Annotated in this window: 25 protein-coding genes; 12 read left to right on the forward strand and 13 right to left on the reverse strand. The window is 69.6% G+C overall.

What is annotated here, in order from left to right; all coding sequences use genetic code 11:
• Nucleotides 1–8: 8 nt before the first annotated feature.
• Complete coding sequence (locus tag ISU10_RS00135) at nt 9–464, forward strand: MOSC domain-containing protein (RefSeq protein WP_194694333.1); 456 nt, start codon at nt 9–11, stop codon at nt 462–464.
• Nucleotides 465–534: 70 nt separating this feature from the next.
• Here ISU10_RS00135 and ISU10_RS00140 read toward each other — a convergent pair whose 3' ends face one another.
• From ISU10_RS00140 to ISU10_RS00160, 5 genes are all read right to left on the reverse strand, one after another.
• Nucleotides 535–1,689 (reverse strand): fatty acid desaturase family protein, encoded by a 1,155-nt coding sequence (locus ISU10_RS00140; RefSeq protein ID WP_194694334.1) that lies wholly within the window; start codon nt 1,687–1,689, stop codon nt 535–537.
• Nucleotides 1,686–2,522: a sigma-70 family RNA polymerase sigma factor gene (locus tag ISU10_RS00145; protein ID WP_194694335.1), complete on the reverse strand. Its 837-nt coding sequence runs from the start codon at nt 2,520–2,522 to the stop codon at nt 1,686–1,688. The genes ISU10_RS00140 and ISU10_RS00145 overlap by 4 nt, the downstream gene beginning before the upstream one ends.
• Before the next feature lie 295 nt (nt 2,523–2,817).
• A complete protein-coding gene (locus ISU10_RS00150) occupies nt 2,818–3,582 on the reverse strand; it encodes an alpha/beta fold hydrolase (RefSeq protein ID WP_194694336.1) in 765 nt (254 codons plus the stop codon).
• A gap of 92 nt (nt 3,583–3,674) precedes the next feature.
• Nucleotides 3,675–3,962 (reverse strand): hypothetical protein, encoded by a 288-nt coding sequence (locus tag ISU10_RS00155; RefSeq protein WP_194694337.1) that lies wholly within the window; start codon nt 3,960–3,962, stop codon nt 3,675–3,677.
• Between the two features lie 217 nt (nt 3,963–4,179).
• The gene (locus tag ISU10_RS00160) at nt 4,180–4,644 is read right to left on the reverse strand and encodes a DUF4383 domain-containing protein (RefSeq protein WP_194694338.1); all 465 of its coding nucleotides are present in this window, start codon (nt 4,642–4,644) and stop codon (nt 4,180–4,182) included.
• Nucleotides 4,645–4,830: 186 nt separating this feature from the next.
• Between ISU10_RS00160 and ISU10_RS00165 the strand changes: the two genes are divergently transcribed.
• From ISU10_RS00165 to ISU10_RS00180, 4 genes are all read left to right on the forward strand, one after another.
• A complete protein-coding gene (locus tag ISU10_RS00165) occupies nt 4,831–5,097 on the forward strand; it encodes a hypothetical protein (RefSeq protein WP_194694339.1) in 267 nt (88 codons plus the stop codon).
• Nucleotides 5,073–5,531, forward strand: coding sequence for a GAF domain-containing protein (locus tag ISU10_RS00170; protein WP_194694340.1), 459 nt, complete (start codon nt 5,073–5,075; stop codon nt 5,529–5,531). The genes ISU10_RS00165 and ISU10_RS00170 overlap by 25 nt, the downstream gene beginning before the upstream one ends.
• A gap of 272 nt (nt 5,532–5,803) precedes the next feature.
• Nucleotides 5,804–6,481, forward strand: coding sequence for a GAF and ANTAR domain-containing protein (locus ISU10_RS00175; RefSeq protein WP_194694341.1), 678 nt, complete (start codon nt 5,804–5,806; stop codon nt 6,479–6,481).
• Nucleotides 6,482–6,524: 43 nt separating this feature from the next.
• Nucleotides 6,525–7,253 carry a GAF and ANTAR domain-containing protein gene (locus tag ISU10_RS00180; RefSeq protein ID WP_194694342.1) on the forward strand — a complete coding sequence of 243 codons (729 nt, stop codon included), beginning with the start codon at nt 6,525–6,527 and terminating at the stop codon, nt 7,251–7,253.
• Here the strand turns inward: ISU10_RS00180 and ISU10_RS00185 are convergent.
• Nucleotides 7,235–7,720, reverse strand: coding sequence for a GNAT family N-acetyltransferase (locus ISU10_RS00185; protein ID WP_194694343.1), 486 nt, complete (start codon nt 7,718–7,720; stop codon nt 7,235–7,237). The genes ISU10_RS00180 and ISU10_RS00185 overlap by 19 nt on opposite strands.
• Nucleotides 7,721–7,754: 34 nt before the next feature.
• Nucleotides 7,755–7,919: a hypothetical protein gene (locus tag ISU10_RS00190; protein ID WP_194694344.1), complete on the reverse strand. Its 165-nt coding sequence runs from the start codon at nt 7,917–7,919 to the stop codon at nt 7,755–7,757.
• 135 nt (nt 7,920–8,054) lie between these two features.
• Here ISU10_RS00190 and ISU10_RS00195 point away from each other — a divergent pair, with 135 nt between their 5' ends.
• Nucleotides 8,055–8,585 (forward strand): hemerythrin domain-containing protein, encoded by a 531-nt coding sequence (locus ISU10_RS00195; protein WP_194694345.1) that lies wholly within the window; start codon nt 8,055–8,057, stop codon nt 8,583–8,585.
• 126 nt (nt 8,586–8,711) lie between these two features.
• Here ISU10_RS00195 and ISU10_RS00200 read toward each other — a convergent pair whose 3' ends face one another.
• The 3 genes from ISU10_RS00200 to ISU10_RS00210 are packed head-to-tail and all read right to left on the reverse strand — an operon-like array spanning nt 8,712 to nt 10,332.
• The gene (locus ISU10_RS00200; RefSeq protein WP_194694346.1) at nt 8,712–9,275 is read right to left on the reverse strand and encodes a DUF3618 domain-containing protein; all 564 of its coding nucleotides are present in this window, start codon (nt 9,273–9,275) and stop codon (nt 8,712–8,714) included.
• The gene (locus ISU10_RS00205) at nt 9,251–9,673 is read right to left on the reverse strand and encodes a phage holin family protein (protein ID WP_194694347.1); all 423 of its coding nucleotides are present in this window, start codon (nt 9,671–9,673) and stop codon (nt 9,251–9,253) included. Before ISU10_RS00205 ends, ISU10_RS00200 begins: the two co-directional genes overlap by 25 nt.
• Nucleotides 9,673–10,332, reverse strand: coding sequence for a hypothetical protein (locus ISU10_RS00210; protein WP_194694348.1), 660 nt, complete (start codon nt 10,330–10,332; stop codon nt 9,673–9,675). The genes ISU10_RS00205 and ISU10_RS00210 overlap by 1 nt, the downstream gene beginning before the upstream one ends.
• A 153-nt stretch (nt 10,333–10,485) precedes the next feature.
• Between ISU10_RS00210 and ISU10_RS00215 the strand changes: the two genes are divergently transcribed.
• From ISU10_RS00215 to ISU10_RS00230, 4 genes are all read left to right on the forward strand, one after another.
• Nucleotides 10,486–10,803 carry an Hsp20/alpha crystallin family protein gene (locus ISU10_RS00215; RefSeq protein WP_306442055.1) on the forward strand — a complete coding sequence of 106 codons (318 nt, stop codon included), beginning with the start codon at nt 10,486–10,488 and terminating at the stop codon, nt 10,801–10,803.
• A gap of 1,058 nt (nt 10,804–11,861) precedes the next feature.
• Nucleotides 11,862–12,242, forward strand: coding sequence for a hypothetical protein (locus tag ISU10_RS00220; RefSeq protein WP_228498999.1), 381 nt, complete (start codon nt 11,862–11,864; stop codon nt 12,240–12,242).
• Nucleotides 12,243–12,385: 143 nt separating this feature from the next.
• Entirely contained in the window at nt 12,386–13,441 is a 1,056-nt protein-coding gene (locus ISU10_RS00225) for a hypothetical protein (protein WP_194694349.1), read from the forward strand.
• 6 nt (nt 13,442–13,447) lie between these two features.
• A complete protein-coding gene (locus ISU10_RS00230) occupies nt 13,448–14,104 on the forward strand; it encodes a calcium-binding protein (protein WP_194694350.1) in 657 nt (218 codons plus the stop codon).
• Nucleotides 14,105–14,248: 144 nt separating this feature from the next.
• Here ISU10_RS00230 and ISU10_RS00235 read toward each other — a convergent pair whose 3' ends face one another.
• Together ISU10_RS00235 and ISU10_RS00240 are read right to left on the reverse strand one after the other, a co-directional pair.
• Entirely contained in the window at nt 14,249–14,911 is a 663-nt protein-coding gene (locus tag ISU10_RS00235) for a DedA family protein (protein WP_194694351.1), read from the reverse strand.
• A gap of 93 nt (nt 14,912–15,004) precedes the next feature.
• Nucleotides 15,005–15,805: an MBL fold metallo-hydrolase gene (locus ISU10_RS00240; protein WP_194694352.1), complete on the reverse strand. Its 801-nt coding sequence runs from the start codon at nt 15,803–15,805 to the stop codon at nt 15,005–15,007.
• A 48-nt stretch (nt 15,806–15,853) separates the two neighbouring features.
• Between ISU10_RS00240 and ISU10_RS00245 the strand changes: the two genes are divergently transcribed.
• Nucleotides 15,854–16,450 carry an N-acetyltransferase gene (locus tag ISU10_RS00245; protein ID WP_194694353.1) on the forward strand — a complete coding sequence of 199 codons (597 nt, stop codon included), beginning with the start codon at nt 15,854–15,856 and terminating at the stop codon, nt 16,448–16,450.
• Nucleotides 16,451–16,462: 12 nt separating this feature from the next.
• Here the strand turns inward: ISU10_RS00245 and ISU10_RS00250 are convergent, their stop codons facing one another.
• On the reverse strand, nt 16,463–16,789 hold the full coding sequence (locus ISU10_RS00250; RefSeq protein WP_194694354.1) for a plasmid stabilization protein: 327 nt from the start codon (nt 16,787–16,789) through the stop codon (nt 16,463–16,465).
• A 474-nt stretch (nt 16,790–17,263) separates the two neighbouring features.
• On the opposite strand from ISU10_RS00250, the gene ISU10_RS00255 reads away from it, so the two are divergent.
• On the forward strand, nt 17,264–17,584 hold the full coding sequence (locus ISU10_RS00255; protein WP_194694355.1) for a YdhR family protein: 321 nt from the start codon (nt 17,264–17,266) through the stop codon (nt 17,582–17,584).
• Nucleotides 17,585–17,600: the final 16 nt, after the last annotated feature.

The raw sequence follows: 17,600 nt of genomic DNA on the forward strand, positions 1-17,600 counted from the left end.
GTGACGCCATGACGACCGAGCCGCGCGTGATCTCGATCCACGTCGCGCCCGGGGCACGGCTCCCGGTGAAGTCCGTCGAGTCAGTGGTGGCCGAGGCCGGCAAGGGACTGGTCGGAGACCGGTACCACGGCACCAAGCACCGTCACGTCAGCGTGCAGTCGGCGGAGTCGCTGGCCGAGGCGGCCGAGATCTTCGGCCGTCCCATCGACGCTGGCGGCACCAGGCACAACCTGACGATCTCGCACGGCGAGGTGCCGCGTACGCCGGGAGACCGGCTCAGGATCGGCGAGGTCCTGCTCGAGGTGGTGCGCGTGGCAGCGCCCTGCAAGCTGCTCGACGACACGCTGGGTCGCGGCGCGCAGGAGGCTCTTCGCCGCAAGGGCGGGTCGATCTTCCGGGTCCTCGAGGGGGGAAAGATCCGTGTCGGCGATCTGGTGGAGGAACCCCCGGCCGACCGGAGATGATCCCGCCACTTGTGACGCCTCTTGGGCCGCCAGCGGGTCCTGGGCCTCACACCGGCGATGGGCTTGTAACTCAGGCGCCGGGGGACGTCAGGGGGTTGGAGGACGACCGGCGCAGCCTTCGCACGCCGTGACGGGCCAGCCAGCCGTTGGGCAGCGACAGCCGCAGCACCTTGTGCCACGCGGAGGCGACCTGTCGGGGCATGGACCTCGCGTGGTAGCGCAGCCCGAAGCGCTCGACGGTCGAGCGCACCTGCGGCGCGATCTCGCCGTACCGGTTGCTCGGCAGGTCGGGGAACAGGTGGTGCTCGATCTGGTGGCTGAGGTTGCCGGTCAGCACGTGCAGCAGCCGCGGTCCGGTGATGTCGGCCGACCCGAGCATCTGCCGCAGGTACCAGTCTCCGCGCGACTCGTCCGCACGGATCGACTCCTGCTCGAAGGTCTCGACACCTTCGGGGAAGTGCCCGCACATGATCACCGAGTGCGACCAAACGTTGCGCAGCACGTTGGCGGTGACGTTGGCCAGCAGGGTCTGTCGCCACGCCCGCCCGGACAGGAGCGGGAACACCACGAAGTCCTTGCTCGCTTGCCGTCTGGCCTTGGCCAGCGTGAGGCGAAGGTCCTCTCGGAACCGGGAGGACTTGTCGGCCTCGCCGCGGCGCAGCCTACCGAGCTCGAGGTCGTAGGCGGCGATGCCGTACTCGAACACGATGGCGTTGAGCAGGTTGAGGACGGGCTGGAAGACGTGTCGCGGCTGCCACGGCTGCGCCTCGTCGACGCGCAGGATGCCGTAGCCGAGGTCGTTGTCCATGCCCAGGATGTTGGTGAACCTGTGATGGCCCTCGTTGTGCGACCGCTTCCACAACGCCGCCGGCGTCGCGTAGTCCCACTCCCACGTCGAGGAGTGGATCCGCGGGTCGCGCATCCAGTCCCACTGCCCGTGCAGGACGTTGTGCCCGATCTCCATGTTGTCGAGGACCTTGGCCACGGTGAGGGCAGCGGTGCCGGCAAGCCAAGCCGTACGGCGTCGCGACGAGGCCTGCAGCATGACCCTGCCGGCGAGCTCGAGGCTGCGCTGGATCGCGATGACACGTCGGATGTAGGCGGCGTCGCGTGCGCCCCGGGTGTCGATGACGCCTTGCCGGATCGCGTCGAGCTCGCGACCCAACGTGGCGACGGCGTCCGGGCCCAGGCGCGCCGAGGGTCCCTCGATGCCGGCTGCGGTCACGCGGCGGTCACGCCGCTCTCCGAGTCCTCCAACACCGCGCGCAGCTGGTGCATCAGCTTGGTCAGACGCCGGGAGACATGGGTCTGGGTGATCCCGAGCTCGGCGCCGATGTCGCGCTGGGTCCGTCCCTCGACGAACCTCATGCGCAGCAGCTCGCGCTCGTCGGCGTTGAGGGTGCCGAGCACCGGGGCCAGGGTCGCCCGCGCCTCTGCTGCCTCGTAGCCCTCGCCCGCATCGGAGTCGGCCAGGGTCTCGCCGAGAGTGATGCCGTCGGGATGAGCCAGCCTCGCGTCCAGCGATGACGGCGTGAAGCAGCCACGTGCCAGCAACGCCTCGTGCACGGCTGCGACCGGGACGTCGAGGCGTGCGGCGATCTCGCCCTCGCTCGGCGGCCGGCCGTCGCGCGGGTCGGTCCGCAGCTGCTCGCGCAGCACCTGGGTCTGCAGCTCCTGCACGGGTCGGGGCGGCCGGACCATCCACCCCTGATCGCGGAAGTGCCGCTTGACCTCTCCGGCGATGGAGGGCACGACGTACGACATGAAGTGGTAGCCGGTGCTCGGGTCGTAGTTGTTCACGGCCTTGACCAGTGCCAGGCAGGCTGTCTGCTCGAGGTCCTCGAGGGCACAGCCGCGACCCCGGAACCTACTGGCGATCCGGTACGCCACCGGGGTGTTGACCAGGATCACGCGGTCGATCAGCTCGGCGCGAGCGTCCGCCGACAACTGGCCCTGATCGTGCAGCCGGACCATGAGCTCGTCGGTCAGGCGTTGGCGCGTCTCGCGCTCCCGGACGCGCGACGGGCGCGTCAGTGCGGGGTGGATGAAAGACGTCATGGGAGGTGCCCTCAGCGCTAGATGGAAGCGTCCATCTAGGTCTGGGATGGGGACCGGCACACGTGGCGCCGCCGCACCTTCGACAGTACGGCGATCTCGACCGGATTCCTACGCCTAAGGGGGTGAACGTCTCGTCGGCGCAGGTTCAGACGACGGATGCCGGGGTACTCACCCGGTCCCCGCAAACCGACGGAGGAGAACCACCTCGCAACGACCGACGCCATCTCGCGATCGATGCGCCCGGGTCGCCGCTGGCGCGCATGGTCCACGCCCACCCACCGGTGGGGTGGCCGTCCTAGAGCGTTGGCTCCCCGAGTCGCCGCGCGATCGTCAGCCAGACGTCCGGGTCGAGCACCATCGCGATGTGCGTCGAGCCGACCTCGATGTGCTCGGCACGCGGTGAGTGGTGGTCCACGCAGCTGCGCCAGTTCACCACGCCGTCGCGCCTGCTGAGGATGACCGTTACCGGCACCTCCAGCGGGTGCTCGCGCTCGCGCCGGTCGACGTACGCCGCCACTCGGCGCGCGTCCGTCCGCGGGGAGAGCCACGCACCGGCCGTGTGTGTGGTGCCGCCGACCAGGGGGGTGCCGAACGTGATGACCTGCGAGACCAGCTCGGGACGGCGGCGGGCCACCTCCCGCACCACGATGCCGCCGAGGCTCCAGCCCACCAGCGCCACCGGTCCCGCGGACTCCGCGCGCGCCGCGACATGCTGCTCGAGCCGGCGGACGTCACGCCGGACATCGCCGCGGTTCTGCCCGAACCCCCAGCCGCGCGCGTCGTAGCCGAGGGAGCGCAGGTAGCGGCGCAGCGGCCCGGTCAGCGTCTCGGGCGCACCCCAACCGGGCACGTCGACGACGGGAGCTGCGTCGACGGGCGCCCTCGGTGCCCGACGCAGACGGCGTCGGGCGGCCGCGAGGCGAGCCAGCTGGGTGCCTCCACCCAGCTCGGCGACGACGAGGCGTAGGTGTGGCGGGCCGGAAGGCTCCTCGTGACCGCTCAGGTCGAGGGTCCGGGCGCGATCACCCAGCAGGCTGGTGATGGTCGAGATGTTGCTCACTCCGTTCGTCAGGGCAGGCGGGCGGACGCAGACCGCCCCCACCGGTTTCGGTGGGGGCGGCTGGGTCATCGGTGTGTCCGGCGACCCACAGATCAGCGAGAGGTCGACTCGTCGTAGAACTCACGCGAGCCGCTCTTGGCCAGCCCGCGGCTGACCAGGTAGCCGATCGTCAGCAGGGTGACGTAGAGCCACGCGTCCTGCGCGCCGAAGGCGTCGGAGATCTGCGCGGCCACGAGCACGCCGACGACGGCCGCGATGAACACGACCATCTCCGAGGTCTTGACCGAGGCCTTCGTCTCGGTGCTGACGCGGCGGTCGGTGCGGTCGTCACGAACTGAGTCGCGGTCGGTCGTCTGGGGGCTGTAGGCGGTGTCAGACATAGGAATGCTCCTTCTGGGGCATGGGGTGTTGCGCGTGCTCGGGACCGGTAGGCCCCGAGCGCGTCGTCGGCATCGGTGTCGCCGAGAGACGCAGATCGTCCCGCGGGCCTGCGGCCCAGAGTGCCGCCGGGAAGACCCAGAGATGTGCGGCTTACTCGAAAGACTAGGTCCCCCCATTGGTTGAAGCATCACCCAATGGGGGGACACGGTCTCCTGATCAGTGGCGGGTGTCGGCGTAGGTCGCGGCCCGATCCCTGCTGAGCACGAACCCGAGGGCGATCATGCCCAGGCCCAGGACGAGGTGCAGCCAGTTGTCCGCGTCGTTGAGCGGCACGAAGTTCGCGTCGCTGCTGTGGTCGGTGACCAGTCCGTAGACCATCAGCACGAGGTAGACGGCGCCGCCGGCGATCAGGTACGTGCGGGAGGTCGAGAACTTCCGTGCCGCCGCGATGCCGAGCACGCCGAACAGGAGATGGACCACGTTGTGCAGGACCGACACCTGGAAGATGCCGAGCAGCTCGGCATGGGAGGTGTGGCCGGCGATCTTCAGGTCGCCGACGTTGGTGGTGATGCCGGGGACGAACCCGAGAACGCCGACGAGGAGGAAGACGGCGCCGACGACCATCGCCGCGAGCTGGATGGGTGACCGGCTGGTGGTAGCCCGGGAATCCGAGAAGGACATGGGTGCTCCTAGAGCAGTAGTCAGTGGTGGAAGAGACCCCGAGTACCCCACCGCCTGGATCTGACCGCTCCTTCGCGCGAGCGTGGTCGGCCCACCTCGCAGGGTGGGAGCACCTGCCCATCGGCATGCCTAGGCTGAAGACCAACAGCCACCGGCGGGAGTTACATGACTGCGCAGCTCGAGCCCATGCCCGAGACTCGAGAGGCACTTCGCGAGTTCATGAGCCTTCAGGGTCCTGACGTCGAGAACCTCTTGACCGAGCTCGGTCGGCACGCCACCCGGATCGTGCCCGAGCTGGTCGGGCTGTCGCTGGGACTGGCCGAGGACGGCCTGACCTTCACCCTGTTGGCCGCCCCCCCGCCGTTGCGGCCCTGGACGCGATGCAGTACCTCGACGGGGGTCTCTGCGTGGAGGTCACGGAGGGCCGGATGGACACCGCCGAGGTCGACCTGACCGATCCGCTGGACGAGCAGCAGTGGCAGCTCTTCGCCCAGGTCAGCGCAGCGTCGGGTGTCGCCAGCAGCCTGTCCCTCCCCATCTACCACCACGGCGTCCTCATCGGCGGAGTGAACCTCTACGCCTCGACACCCGACGCGTTCGCCGGCCGGCAGGCGCAGCTGGCGCAAGCACTGGGCACCCCGGCTGCCGAGGCCGTCTCCAACGCCGACCTGTCCTTCTCGACGCGTCTGGCTGCCGCGGCTGCTCCGAGTCAGCTCAAGGACAGCATCGACATCGAGACCGCCACGGGGATGATCGCGGGAGTCAGCGGCGTGGCGCTCGACGAGGCCGAGCGCCTGCTGTACGAAGCGTCGGCGCGCGCCGACGTACCGCCAGCGCTGGTGGCCCGGATCCTCGTCATCGTGCACTCGGGATGGCTCAGTCCCTGAGGTCCGCCCACAACACGGCCCGGGTGCGCCTCACCACCTCGCGGGCTCGGACGGGGTGTTCCTGGGTACCTGACCTGCCCGCGACGAAGGAGTGACCCTTGGCTTCCGACCAAGACCGCCGTCGCGAACGCCGTACATCTTGCCCGGCAGCTCGCCGCGGACCCCTACCCACCCGGCTAGAGTCGGGGGTCGACAGCCCTGACAGGGGGCACCACATCGCTGAGTTCAGCGTCAACGACGACGGAGGCACCCGCCTTCGGTCCTACCTCCAGGTGCCCGCAGGCCCTGGAGAGTACGACGTCGCCGTCGCGCTGCGACGGCTGTGCGAGGTGGTCTCCGGCGAACTGGACCTGCTGGCTGTGAGCGTGATCCTGCTCAGCGGCCCCGGCACCGAGACTCCTGTCGCCTACTCGGCCGACGGGCACCAGCCGCTCGACCACCTGCACCTCGACCTCGGCGAGGGTCCGGTCCTCGACGCCTTCGAGTCGGGTCGACCGGTCCTGGAGAGCGATCTCACGTCGGCGCTGGGTCGGTGGCCCGGCTTCGCGCAGTCGGCCGCACACGCGGGCGTACGCGCCACGTTCGCGTTCCCGCTCAGCATCGGTGCTGTGCGGCTGGGTGTGCTCGTGCTCTACTCGGGGCCGGTTCGCACCCTGAAGCGCGAGGAGCGCTCGGACTGCCTCATCTACGCCGACCTGGCCACCGAGCTGCTCCTGGATGCCGCGCGCGCCGGCTCGGGCGACGGGCTCGCTCCCGGCCTGGAGAGCCTGCTGGACCTGCGGACCGAGGTGTACCAGGCCCAGGGCATGGTGATGGCCGACCTCGGCATCGACCTCGCCGAAGCCCTCTCCCGCCTGCGTGCCACGGCGTTCGCCGAGAGCCGCAGCCTCAACGACCTTGCCGCCGACGTCGTCTCGCGGAGGCGACGCATATCTCGCGACGCTCCGTGACCAGACACCGAGCGCCACACCCGAACCAGGAGGTTCCCAGACCATGATCTCCACCACGCACTTGTCATCGGTGTTCGTCGAGGTGGCCGACACCCTCGTCGCCGACTTCGACCTCGTCGACTTCCTGCACACGCTGACCGATCACGCGGCGGCCATCAGCGGTGCGGAGGCGGTCGGGCTCGTGCTGGCCGACCATCGTGGAGCGTTGCGCTTCATGGCTGCCTCCAACGAGTCGGGCAAGGCCCTGGAGCTGTTCCAGCTGCAGAACCACGAGGGGCCGTGCCTGGATTGCTACCGGTTGCAGCACCCGGTGGTGAACGCCGACCTCCGTCAGGCCCAGGAGCGTTGGCCCCAGTTCGCGCCGCGGGCGATCGCTGCCGGATTCCTCTCGGTCCACGCGTTCCCCATGCGTCTGCGCAACGAGGTCATCGGCGCTCTGAACCTGTTCGGCACCGAGGACAACCGGTTCGAGCCCGACGACGTGCGGGTGGTGCAGGCCCTGGCCGACGTGGCGACCATCTCGATCCTGCAGGATCGCGCCGTCGCCGATGCAGAGCAGCTGAGCGCGCAGCTGCAGGTCGCGCTCAACAGCCGGATCGTGATCGAGCAGGCCAAGGGTGCGCTTGCACAACAACGCGGGTGCACCGTGGACCAGGCCTTCGAGATGCTCCGCACGGAAGCGCGATCCACACGGCGGCGACTCGTCGAGGTGGCCGACGACTTCTTGGCCCAACCCATGATCCGGCCGGCGGATCAGCCGGACGTCCCCTGAGTCGCGTCCAGGTCGATGTGACCTGAGGCGATCGTGCTGTCGGTCGGCTGGACCACGCCGCCCGCGGCCCTCACCAGGGCCAGGATCCCCTCGTTGTCGGCCAGCATCTCCAGGGTGAACCGCCTGACGCCGACGGCCCGCGCGCGTTCGATCAGCAGGTGGAGCAGGCACGTTCCCAGCCCGGCACGCTGCCAGTCGTCGGCCACCGTGATGGACAGCTCCGCTTCGTCGGGTCGGACCCTCAGCCGAATGAAGCGGACGACGCCCACGATGGCCGGCGAGCCCACTGGCGTCGCGACCAGGGCCTGGTGGTCGACGTGGTCGATCTCGGCGAGGTAGCGCGCGACGCGATCGCTCAGCGCCGGCGTACCGGTGTGGAAGCGTCGGTAGCGGGACAGCTCGCTCAGGAGCGCGAACCCGTCCTGCAGGTCGTCCGCATCGTCGGCGCGGACGGGACGGACGCACACGGCGCGACCGTCCCGCAACACCGACTCCACGGGCTCAGGAGGCCCTGGCCGACGCACAGCGTTCCCAGGCACGGTGATGGGTCATCAGCTCGTGCACCCGGATCCAGGCGTGCCTGAAGGTCTCGTGCAGCAGCAGCACGACCAGCGCCTTCTCGGTGCCCTCGACGAGGGGTCCGGCGATCTTGGGGGCGTTGGGCACGCGATGACCTCGAGTCGTTGGTGGCTGCGGTACCCGAGCGGGTACCCCGCCGCCTCTGGCTCAGTGCGCTGTCCGCACCGATCGTGGGTACTTGGTGACGACAGACAGATCGACCCACAGACCCAGGAGCCCCAGATGGCCACCACCACCCAGTCACGGACCAGCACGTCCACCGACGCCATCGTCCTGCTCAAGGACGACCACAAGCAGATCAAGAAGCTCTTCGCCGACTTCCAGAAGGCCGGCGACGGCGCGCAGAAGTCCAAGCAGCGTCTCGTCGACAAGATGATCGAGCTGCTCACCGTGCACACCTACATCGAGAACGAGGTCATGTACCCCCGCGTCCGCGCGCTGCTGCCCGACCTCGAGGACGACGTCCTGGAGTCCTACGAGGAGCACCACGTCGCCGACGTGCTGGTCATGGAGCTCTCGGCGATGAAGGCAACCGACGAGCGCTTCACCGCCAAGACGACCGTGCTGATCGAGAGCGTGACGCACCACATCGACGAGGAGGAGAAGGACTGGTTCCCCCAGGTGCGTGAGGGACTGGGCCGCAAGACGCTGCAAGAGATCGGCCAGGAGATGCAGGCGGCCCGCAAGAAGGCGCCGCGCCGGCCCTCTCAGCCCAGCGCGCTGAAGAAGACGATCGACGCCGTCATCGCCTGACGCAGGTCATCCGACCCGGATCTCGTCATCCGGGTCCAGGCGTGAAGGTGCCCCGCCGGCCACAGGCCGGCGGGGCACTGACGTCTCGCGGCCCCCCCGGACTCGCGAGACGTGGTCCGGCAGCGCCTAGAACGCGCTTCCGGGAGTCCAGTGTGCCGGCTCGTCACCATCCGCGGACGAGCCGATGGGGGCCTCGTCCTTGACGCGGTCGGTCGACTCGTGCGCGCTGGCCTTGACCTCGTGCGCGGCCTCGGTCGCCTTGTCCTTCAGGTGATCGCCGACCTCCTGGGCCGCCGACTTGGCCTGGTCCATGACCGGCTGGCCGTGCTCCTGGGCCACCTCCGTGAGTCGCTGGGCACCTTGGGCCTCGGCCTTGCTCGCCGGGATCAGACCCGCGATGACCAGGCCGGCACCGAAGGCCACGAGGCCGGCAGCCAGCGGACTGCCGTCGACACGCTCCTCGATGGCGGAACCCGCATGAGAGCTGGCATCGCTCACGCTGTGTCCGGCGCTCTGCCCACTGCCCATCACCTGGTGCTTGGTCGATGTCCAGCGGTCGCGTACTGCCGACTTGCGGCGCTCGAGGATGGCGGTCGGGCTGACCTTGTCCTGGAGCGCGTCGACGTCCTGCGAGAGCTCTGCCCGCGTGCGGGCGATGTCTTCGTTCAGCTCTTCTGTGCTCGTACCCATGCTGCGTCCTCCTTGAGGGACTGTTGTGTCTGCGGGAGCTGCGGACTGGCTTCCTGCAGCTTCTTGCGGCCCATGCTGGCCAGTACTCCGGTCGCGACGGCCCAGAGGACGGCCACGATCAGCGCGGCGAGCTCAACGGGCATCACGTCGTCGAGGAGCCACACGAGGGCCCAGGACAAGAAGGTGAGCATCAGCAGTCCGGCCACCGCGGCGCCGGCGAGCATGCCGACGCCCTTGCCTGCGGTGGTGGCCTCCTGTCGGAGCTCGGTCTTGGCCAGGTCCATCTCCTGTCGCACGAGTGCGCTCAGGTCCGAGCTGATGTCACCGACGATCTGACCGAGGCTGCGGTCCTCGCGCGCGGGTGCCGCGGCGCCCGGCGTCGCGTCGAACGGCGTCATCACGACCCGCCGAAGGAGCGGTCGGACTCGGTCGCGGTCGCCGCGGGGGTGACCGGCGCGTAGGCCGACGTGGTGCCGACCGGCTCGTCCACGGTCGTCGACAGCGGGGCATAGGGGTCGGTCACCGGAGTCACTGGCCGCTCCTGGGTCGCAGTGGCGTCCGAGCCGGTGGTCTGCGCTGCATCGCGGCTGCCTCGCATGAGGCGACCGGCGACCAGACCGGCCACGACGGATCCGGCCAGGAACATGCCCGGCCGACGTCGGGCGAACGACCTGAGGTCGTCGAGCAGCTCGGTGGGCTCGCGTCCGTCCAGCTTCTGGCTGAACGAGCGGGCCCGGTTGGCGACCTCACGCGCCGCGTCGGAGGCCATGCCACCGCGCTGCTCGGCCATGCCGTCGAGGTCGTCGCTGAAGGTGCGCAACGTCTCGACGAGACGATCGCGCTGGGTGCGGGACTGGTCCTGCACCTGGGTCTTGGTCTCGTCCAACAGGCCGAGGGCCTGCTCGCGGACGTCACCGGCGACGGACTTGGCCTCCTCTGACGCCACTCCCGCGACGTGCTTGGCCCGCTCCGTGGCCTGCTCGGTCGTGGATCGCTGGTCACCGGCGCCGTTGCCTCGAGCGGTGTCGCTGGTGGTGCTCATGGAGCTCGTGGTCATGGGTTCCTCCCTCTGGTCGACATCTGTCGATTACGGGGGAGTACCCACTCCACCCTCGGTCGATACGAGCGAAAAGCCTGTGAAATAAGGGAGTTCGGCGCTCTTGAGGCGCTCGTCCCCCGACTTTCACCCCTGCGGGGGAGGACCCGCCGGTTGCGGTCAGCGGCGCCGGCGCGGCCTTCCGCCGAGGTCGCGGACCTGGTCGCGCAGGTCGTCGGTCTCCGCCTCGAGGACGGCGTCAGGGCTGAGCGCCCGGCGCGCAACGGTGACTGGGAGATGCTCGCTGCCGAGCGCCCGGTCGGCTTGTTCAGCCGGCAGCTGGTGCTGGGCGACAGCCTCGATCTGGACAAGGTCGACGCAGCCTATGACGCCCGCGTGCTGCGCCTGACCGTTCCGGTCGCGGAGAAGGCCAAGCCGCGCAAGATCGAGGTCTCCAGCCGGACCAACGAACCGACCGCCATCAGCTCCTGAGCCACGTCGCGTGATGACGGCCACCGGGTCCGCCAGCAACTCAGCCGCCCTGGATGCCGTGACGCACGACGCCCTGGTGACGCGGGCGTGGATGGATCTCCTGGCTGCCGAGGACGACTGGGTTCAGCGCGAGTTCGACGAGCTGGTGGAAGCAGGCTTGGGGTGGCTCCCGTCCGCTGTGCCCTCGCACCAGTCAGGGAGCGCGTGGTCGCCACTCTCACTTGCCCGGCGACCGGACGTCAGACGGCCGCTGGATGACCCAGGGTGTGCTTGCGCGATGGCGTCAGCGGCCATCTCACGCGGTCCCGATCACCCGTCGGACCCGTCATGCGGGCGCCACCTCGGGCCCTGCGCCGGGGGTAGTCGGTCGACCCGGCGCAGGGGGTCAGGGGTCGATGACCCCGAGATGTCAGCTGTGGCTCTTGCGCTTGCGCGCGGACCGGTGCCGGCCAGGCTCGGGCAGAGGCAGCGAGCACACCACGAGAGCCGAGAGGATCAGCACCGCCAAGAGCCACATGTTCGGTCAGTACCCCCCTGCAGCCGGCGTAGCCCGAATCCCTTCGGGACTTACTCGCAGATGCCGTCGATCAACGCGTCGACGGAGGACTCCGTCGTGTCGTAGGCCGTCACCAGGCGGACCACGCCCGGCATCTCCTACGACGTCTCGAGCCCGTGCAGCTCCCCGAGCCCCTCGCGGATCCTCGTCGACAGGCCTGCGAACACGGCGCGACGGGAACCTGAGAGCCCCGACACGGTCGAGTACGCCGACACCGACTTCGCCGCCCGCGAGCTCGTCGCCGCGAGGATTTCGGGACCTTTGGCCCTACCCGATGGCGCTCCTGGCTCCGAAGATCGTGTGCAATAAGGCGACGGTCGAAGATGGCCTGGGACATCGGTTGAGGGGGCTCCGTCCCTGACCTGGCTCGGAACACGCTTCACGGGTGCCTCGACCGTCGCCGATCCCGGCGCGAAGAGGTCGGAAACATCCGCCCTTGCGGCAGGGGCGTCGGACCCTTGGCGGCCCGGTTCCGCCTCGTCGAACAGTGAGGGGGCCACCCATGTCCAAGGTCAGAACGGACTCACGCGAACGACGGGAGCGGGCCACCCGCGCCCTCGAGCAGCTCGGGTCCCACCGCTCAGACCACCAGAAGGTCGGCGTTCAGTGCCGGCGTGCTCACCACCTGGCCGCTGTCTACCTGACGCCGGAGGGGCTCGTGTACGAGTCACGCATCGGCCCGCACAGCCACGGGTCCAAGGACTTCGTCGACACCGGTCGGAAGGGCTCGCGGGGCGGCGTCGAGTACGTCGACCTCCTCCAGGCCGACCGTGCCACCGACGATGCCTTGCCCGCCTGGTGCGACTGCGGACCGCGGACCGTCTCACGTGCCGAGCTCCTCGAGTCGGTGCGTCTGGGTGTCTCGTCGGTCCGGGTCGGGTAGCCACCCATCCCCCGCACGCCATGACGCAGGAGCGCCGCGACGATCCCTGGGGTCCTTCGGCCCTCCTCGTGGGGTCTGCCGCCCCTTCCGAAGGATGAGCCGGGCGTCACAGGCTGGCGGCTCGACACTGTTGGGGAGGAACGATGACTCGTCTTTCGCGCCGCCGCCCGATCAGGCTCGGCCTCTGCGTGGCCAGTGCCTGCGCAACCCTGGTCGCCCTGCTGGCACAGGCGCCCGCGCGGGCATCCGTCGACCCCATCGAGCCGGCCTCGCTCGCCCGGGGAGCGGACCCGCAGGTGGCCTACCTGGTCCATGACGTCATCCGCGACGGCGACCTGCGGATCCCGGTGTCGCGCAACGGCATGCACGCCGCACTGTGGGAGGTCGCCGGCGGCTACGTCGTACGCGATGTCAACGTGGCACCCGGGGGCAGGAGCCGCCTGACGTTCGTCAGCGACACCGGCGAGCGGCGCGAGATCGCCCGGTCCCAGGGCTGGTTGACCGTCGCGGTCTCGGCCGACGGTCGCCGCGTCGCCTACCAGCAGATCCTGAGCCCCACCGGCGAGCTGACCGTCGTCACGGTCGAGAAGCCGCGCAGCGGGCGCGTCCTGGCGCGGCACCGCTTCCGGTTGGCAGTCCTGGTGGCCCTCGACTCGGAGCGCGTGCTCGTCGGGATGCGCACGAACTGGCGTGACCCGGCGTCGGTCTGGTGGCACTACCGGTCGGGCCGGACCCAGCGCTGGTACGACCAGGCGGCGGTGATGGCCGACATCCCGCACAACCGGGTCGTGTTCGACTGGCAGACCGCCGGCGAGTTCTGCACGCGGGTCGCCGCGCTGTCGCACCCCAGGCACACCCTGTGGCGCAGCTGCCGGATGATGCCGCACCAGTGGTCGCCGGACGGAACCCGCGCCCTGGCGACCCATGCCTACTTCGACGCCCGCGGCACGACCAGGTGGTGGGTGATCGGCGGCAGCTCCTCAGAGCGCGAGCTGGCGGTGGCCGGGCGCCTGGACTGGCACGCGGTGTGGGAGGACGACGCTCACTTCCTGACCCTGGCGCAAGGTGAGGACGGCATGGCCGCCATCGTCCGGTGCGACCTGACCGGCTCCTGCGAGCGCGCCAGTCGCACCTGGCAGATGCCGCTCGATCCGGACCTCTACTACACCTCCCCTCCGGTGACACTGGCCCAGAGGTGATCGACGATGAGTGAGAACACCGTGTCTGCCGTGCGTCGCCGGACGTCGATGGCCATCCTGCGTCGGGGACCGGTCGCGATCGCGGCCACTCTGGTGCTGTCGTACGCCGCGTGGCCGGCGTACGCCGCCGACATCGAGGGAACACCCGGTGACGACGTGCTCGTCGGCACCATGGGCGCCGACCACATCACCGGCCTGGCGGGCGCCGACATCATCCGCTCGGGCGCCGGGGCCGACAGCGTCCGGGGCGGCCCGGGCAACGACCTGATCTACCTGGGTGGCAACCCCCTGCTCGAGGGACCCACGGGAGACTCGGGCTCAGGCGGTGCCGGCAGCGACGTGATCTTCGGTGGCCCGGGCTTCGACGTACTCTCCGGCGCGGCGGGAAACGACGTCCTCGTGGGTGGACCCGGCGACAACTGGCTGCTGGACGGCCGCGGCAACGACGTGGTGATCGGGGGCGACGACGGCAACGCGGTCTATCTCGGTCCGGGCGCGGACCGGGTGTACCTCGGCTCGGGCGGCGAGGGGATCTACGTCGGCAGCGACGGAGCCGTCGACGTGATCTTCTGCGGTGCTGGATACGACCGGGTCTGGAACGGCGGCGAGCCCGATCCGCTCGATCGCTTCCACGACTGCGAGGAGTTCAGCGACCACCCGTGACCGGCCAGGGCGTGCCGGCGAGACGGGGCCCCTGACACACCTCCATGCCAGGTGCTTGAGGTAGTTCTGCACGAAGTCGTGCAGGGCTGCCTCGAAGGTCGGCGCCCAGCGGACCGAGCGAGAAGTACCGCGACTCGATGGGACTCAGTCGGAGCCCCGCTCGCGCCACCAGTGGATGGCGGCCGGGATGATCGTGAGCAGCAGCAGGCCCAGGATCAGGTAGTCGATGTGGTTGGCCAGCCACGGAAAGCTGTCGCCGACGAAGTAGCCGGTGCCGGTGATGCTGAGCACCCACAGCAGCGCTCCGACCAGGCTCCATACCAAGAACCGGGGCCGCTTCATCTTCGAGGCTCCCGCAACGACGGTGACGTAGGTGCGGACGACGGGCACGAAGCGGCCGATCACCAGCGACTTGCGACCGTGCTTGTCGAAGAAGGCCTCGGTGCGGTCGAAGTACGACTGCTTGAGGATCTTGCCGTCGTGCTCGTAGATCACCGGCCCGAGCTTGCTGCCGATCTCGAAGCCCAGCACATTGCCCAGCATCGCCGCGCCGACGAGCAGCAGGCAGCCGACCAGCAGGTCGAGCAGGCCCGGACCAGGAATGATCGAGAGGTCGCCACTGGCCAAGAAGATGCCGATCGCCACCAGCAGCGTGTCACCGGGCAGGAACGGGAAGAACAATCCGCACTCGACCACGATGATCGCCAGGCTGACCCAGAAGAACCCGGTGCCGAACTGGTCGAGCATCCACTCGGGGTCGAGCCACTTGATGCCGAACAGCATGGGCGTGAGGAGGGCGTGCGGCATGGGCTGCCTTTCGGTCGGGGCACCCGAGGTGTATCGGTGCGAGCCCGTCTCGGGAACCACCCGAAGGGCTACAACTGCCGGCTGATACGCCTGTCACTCCTCTGGCGCAGCCAGTCGTTGCAGCTGTCCCTCGTGCACGTCGTTGACCCACTCCCGGCCTGCCCTGGCTCCGGGTCCGATCCGCGGGTCGCTGGGAGGTCGCCGGTCGAGCAGCGCGCGAACGTACGTGCGGTCCTGGTCGATCCGGGCCCGCACCTGCTCTCCGTTGGCCACGGACCCGTGACCGGGGACGACGACGTCGACGGCGTCTGCGGTCGCTTCGATCAGATCCAGCGCGGTCAGGTAGTCGCCCAGCGGGTCGTCTGCTCCCGGGTTCAGCATGGGGACCAGCACGTCGGAGAGCATGTCCCCCGCGACCAGAACGCGACTGTCCTCGACCAGCAGCGCCGCATGACCCGCCGCGTGCGCCTGGTGCTCGATGATCCGCACGGCGGGTCCGTCCCACGGAACCCGCGTCGCGCCCGGTGGCAGACCAGCGACCTGCCCGAGCAGCTCGAGCGGTACGTCGTCGGGGATGCCGGCTGCCTTGGCGGTCGCAGCGATGTCGCCGGACAGGCGGGCGCGGGCGGTGTCGGCACAGCTGGCCGTGGCGTAGCGGGGCACGTCCCCGAGCCCGGGATGCCACAGCAGGTGGTCCCAATGGGGATGGGTCGAGAAGCCGGCCACGACGCTCATGCCGGCGCCCGACAGGTCGCTCGTCAGGCAGTCGAGCTCGTCGCCGCTGATCCCGGGGTCGATCAGCAGCACACCGTCTCGGCCCTGCACCACCACTGCGTTGCTCTGCACCCACGCGCTGGCGTGCACGAGGACACCGTCTGCAACCTGCTTCAGCATGAGGTTCATCATCGACCTCGGTCCCAGACACGTGGGACGATCCACGCCGTGCAGGTGAGGCCGATCCAGGCAACGGAGGTGGACGCGGCTGCGCTGACGCTTGCTCTTGCGTTCCGCCACGACCCCGTCTGGGGCATCGCCCTCGAGCTGCCCGATGCCTCCGACCAGCATCTGGTTCCCTACTGGCGTCAGTACGTCGAGGGGGCACGTCGCTATGAAACGGCCTTCGTCTCGACCGATGCCGGCACGGTCTCGATGTGGATCCCACCGGGCGGCGCCGAGCTGTCCGATGACCAGGAGGCAGCGCTGCGCGAGCTGGCGGCACAGACCTTCGACCACGAGCAGGCGAGCGCGTTGTTCGAGCTCTGGGAGCGATTCGACCAGCACCGTCCGCATGAGGAGCCCCATGCCTACCTGAGCCTGCTGGCGACCCGCCCGACCCACGCCGGCCACGGTCACGGCCAGGCACATCTGGCCGCCGACCTGGCGCGATGGGACGCTGCTGGCCTCCCGGCCTACCTGGAGTCGAGCAACCCGGTCAACGACCACCGCTACGCCCGGCAGGGCTTCGTCAGGATCGGCCAGTTCGAGACGGTCCTGGACCGGGCGGTGGTCACCACCATGTGGCGCCCCGTCGGAGGGTGACTCCTCCGGGGGCTAGCGACCCACGGCTCGCTCGAGCTCGGCCTTCGTCATCGACGAGCGACCCCTGATGTTCTGGCGCTTGGCCTCTTCGTAGAGCTGCGCCTTGGTGCGCCCACCCGGCCCACTGTGGGAGCGCAGACCACCTCGCCGCGAGGAGGAGATGTCATCGGTCGAGGTCCTGCTGGCCTGGCGGGCCTCGCCATGTCGCGCTCGCTCCTTGTTGACGGTGCGAGCCGCGATCTCCTGGGCGGTGTCCTCGCTGCGGCCGCGCCCCTCGAGCCCCTCCTTGATGTGCTCGTACTGGCGTTCGCGCTTCTTGCTCCAGCCCTGTTGCGGCATGTTGGTCTCCCTTCGCGAGCAGATGCGGGCTTGCCTTCCTGACTACCCGCTGCCGGCCGATCCCGACCACACCCGTGAGGACGACGTGGGCCGGGGTTGTCACCCTTGGAGGTGTTGTCGGCCGAAGTCCGCGCGGCGTACTTTTCCCCTGCCTGATCCTCCTTCCGAGGATCAGGTCCAGACGTCGCGGGGGCCCTTACGCAGCGGATCCCTCGCTGAAGAGGCGAGCGCGGCTCGCCACCGCGCCCCGTCGCCGGCAGCGACGGGGCGCCTCTTCGCCGCACGGGCGGCGCGGCTTCCGGGCGAACGACCGCATGGCCCGAGGGCAGGACTGCGCCACCTCGCTCTCTCGGGCCCCTGAGGGCCGAGCCCACGCCGCGGGTGCCAGATCCTCATCGAGTCCTCATCTGAGGAGCGCGGCAGGACGTCATCGTCGAGGTAGCGGGCCGCCGGCCCGGACCAGAGGAGGTCACCGTGCAGATCCTGATCATCAACTTCAACCTCGACGGACTCTCCGAGGAGCAGTTCGCGAGCTCGTGCGACGAGCTCGCTCCTGCCTTCGCCGCCATCCCGGGTCTGGCATCGAAGGCGTGGCTCGCCGACCGGGCCGAGGGAGTCTTCGGCGGTGTCTACACCTTCGAGTCCGAGGAGGCGGTGGACGCCTTCCTCCAGTCCGACCTGTTCGTCGGCGTCGGGGCGACGCCTGGCCTCGTGAACATCTCGGTCCGCCGCTTCGGCGTCCTCGAAGGGCCCACTCGCGTGACCCGCGGGCTGGCCCTGCCCGCGGGCGTCTGAGGCTGGCACTCTTGTC

This window comes from Nocardioides agariphilus (assembly GCF_015352445.1).
Lineage (GTDB): Bacteria > Actinomycetota > Actinomycetes > Propionibacteriales > Nocardioidaceae > Nocardioides > Nocardioides agariphilus.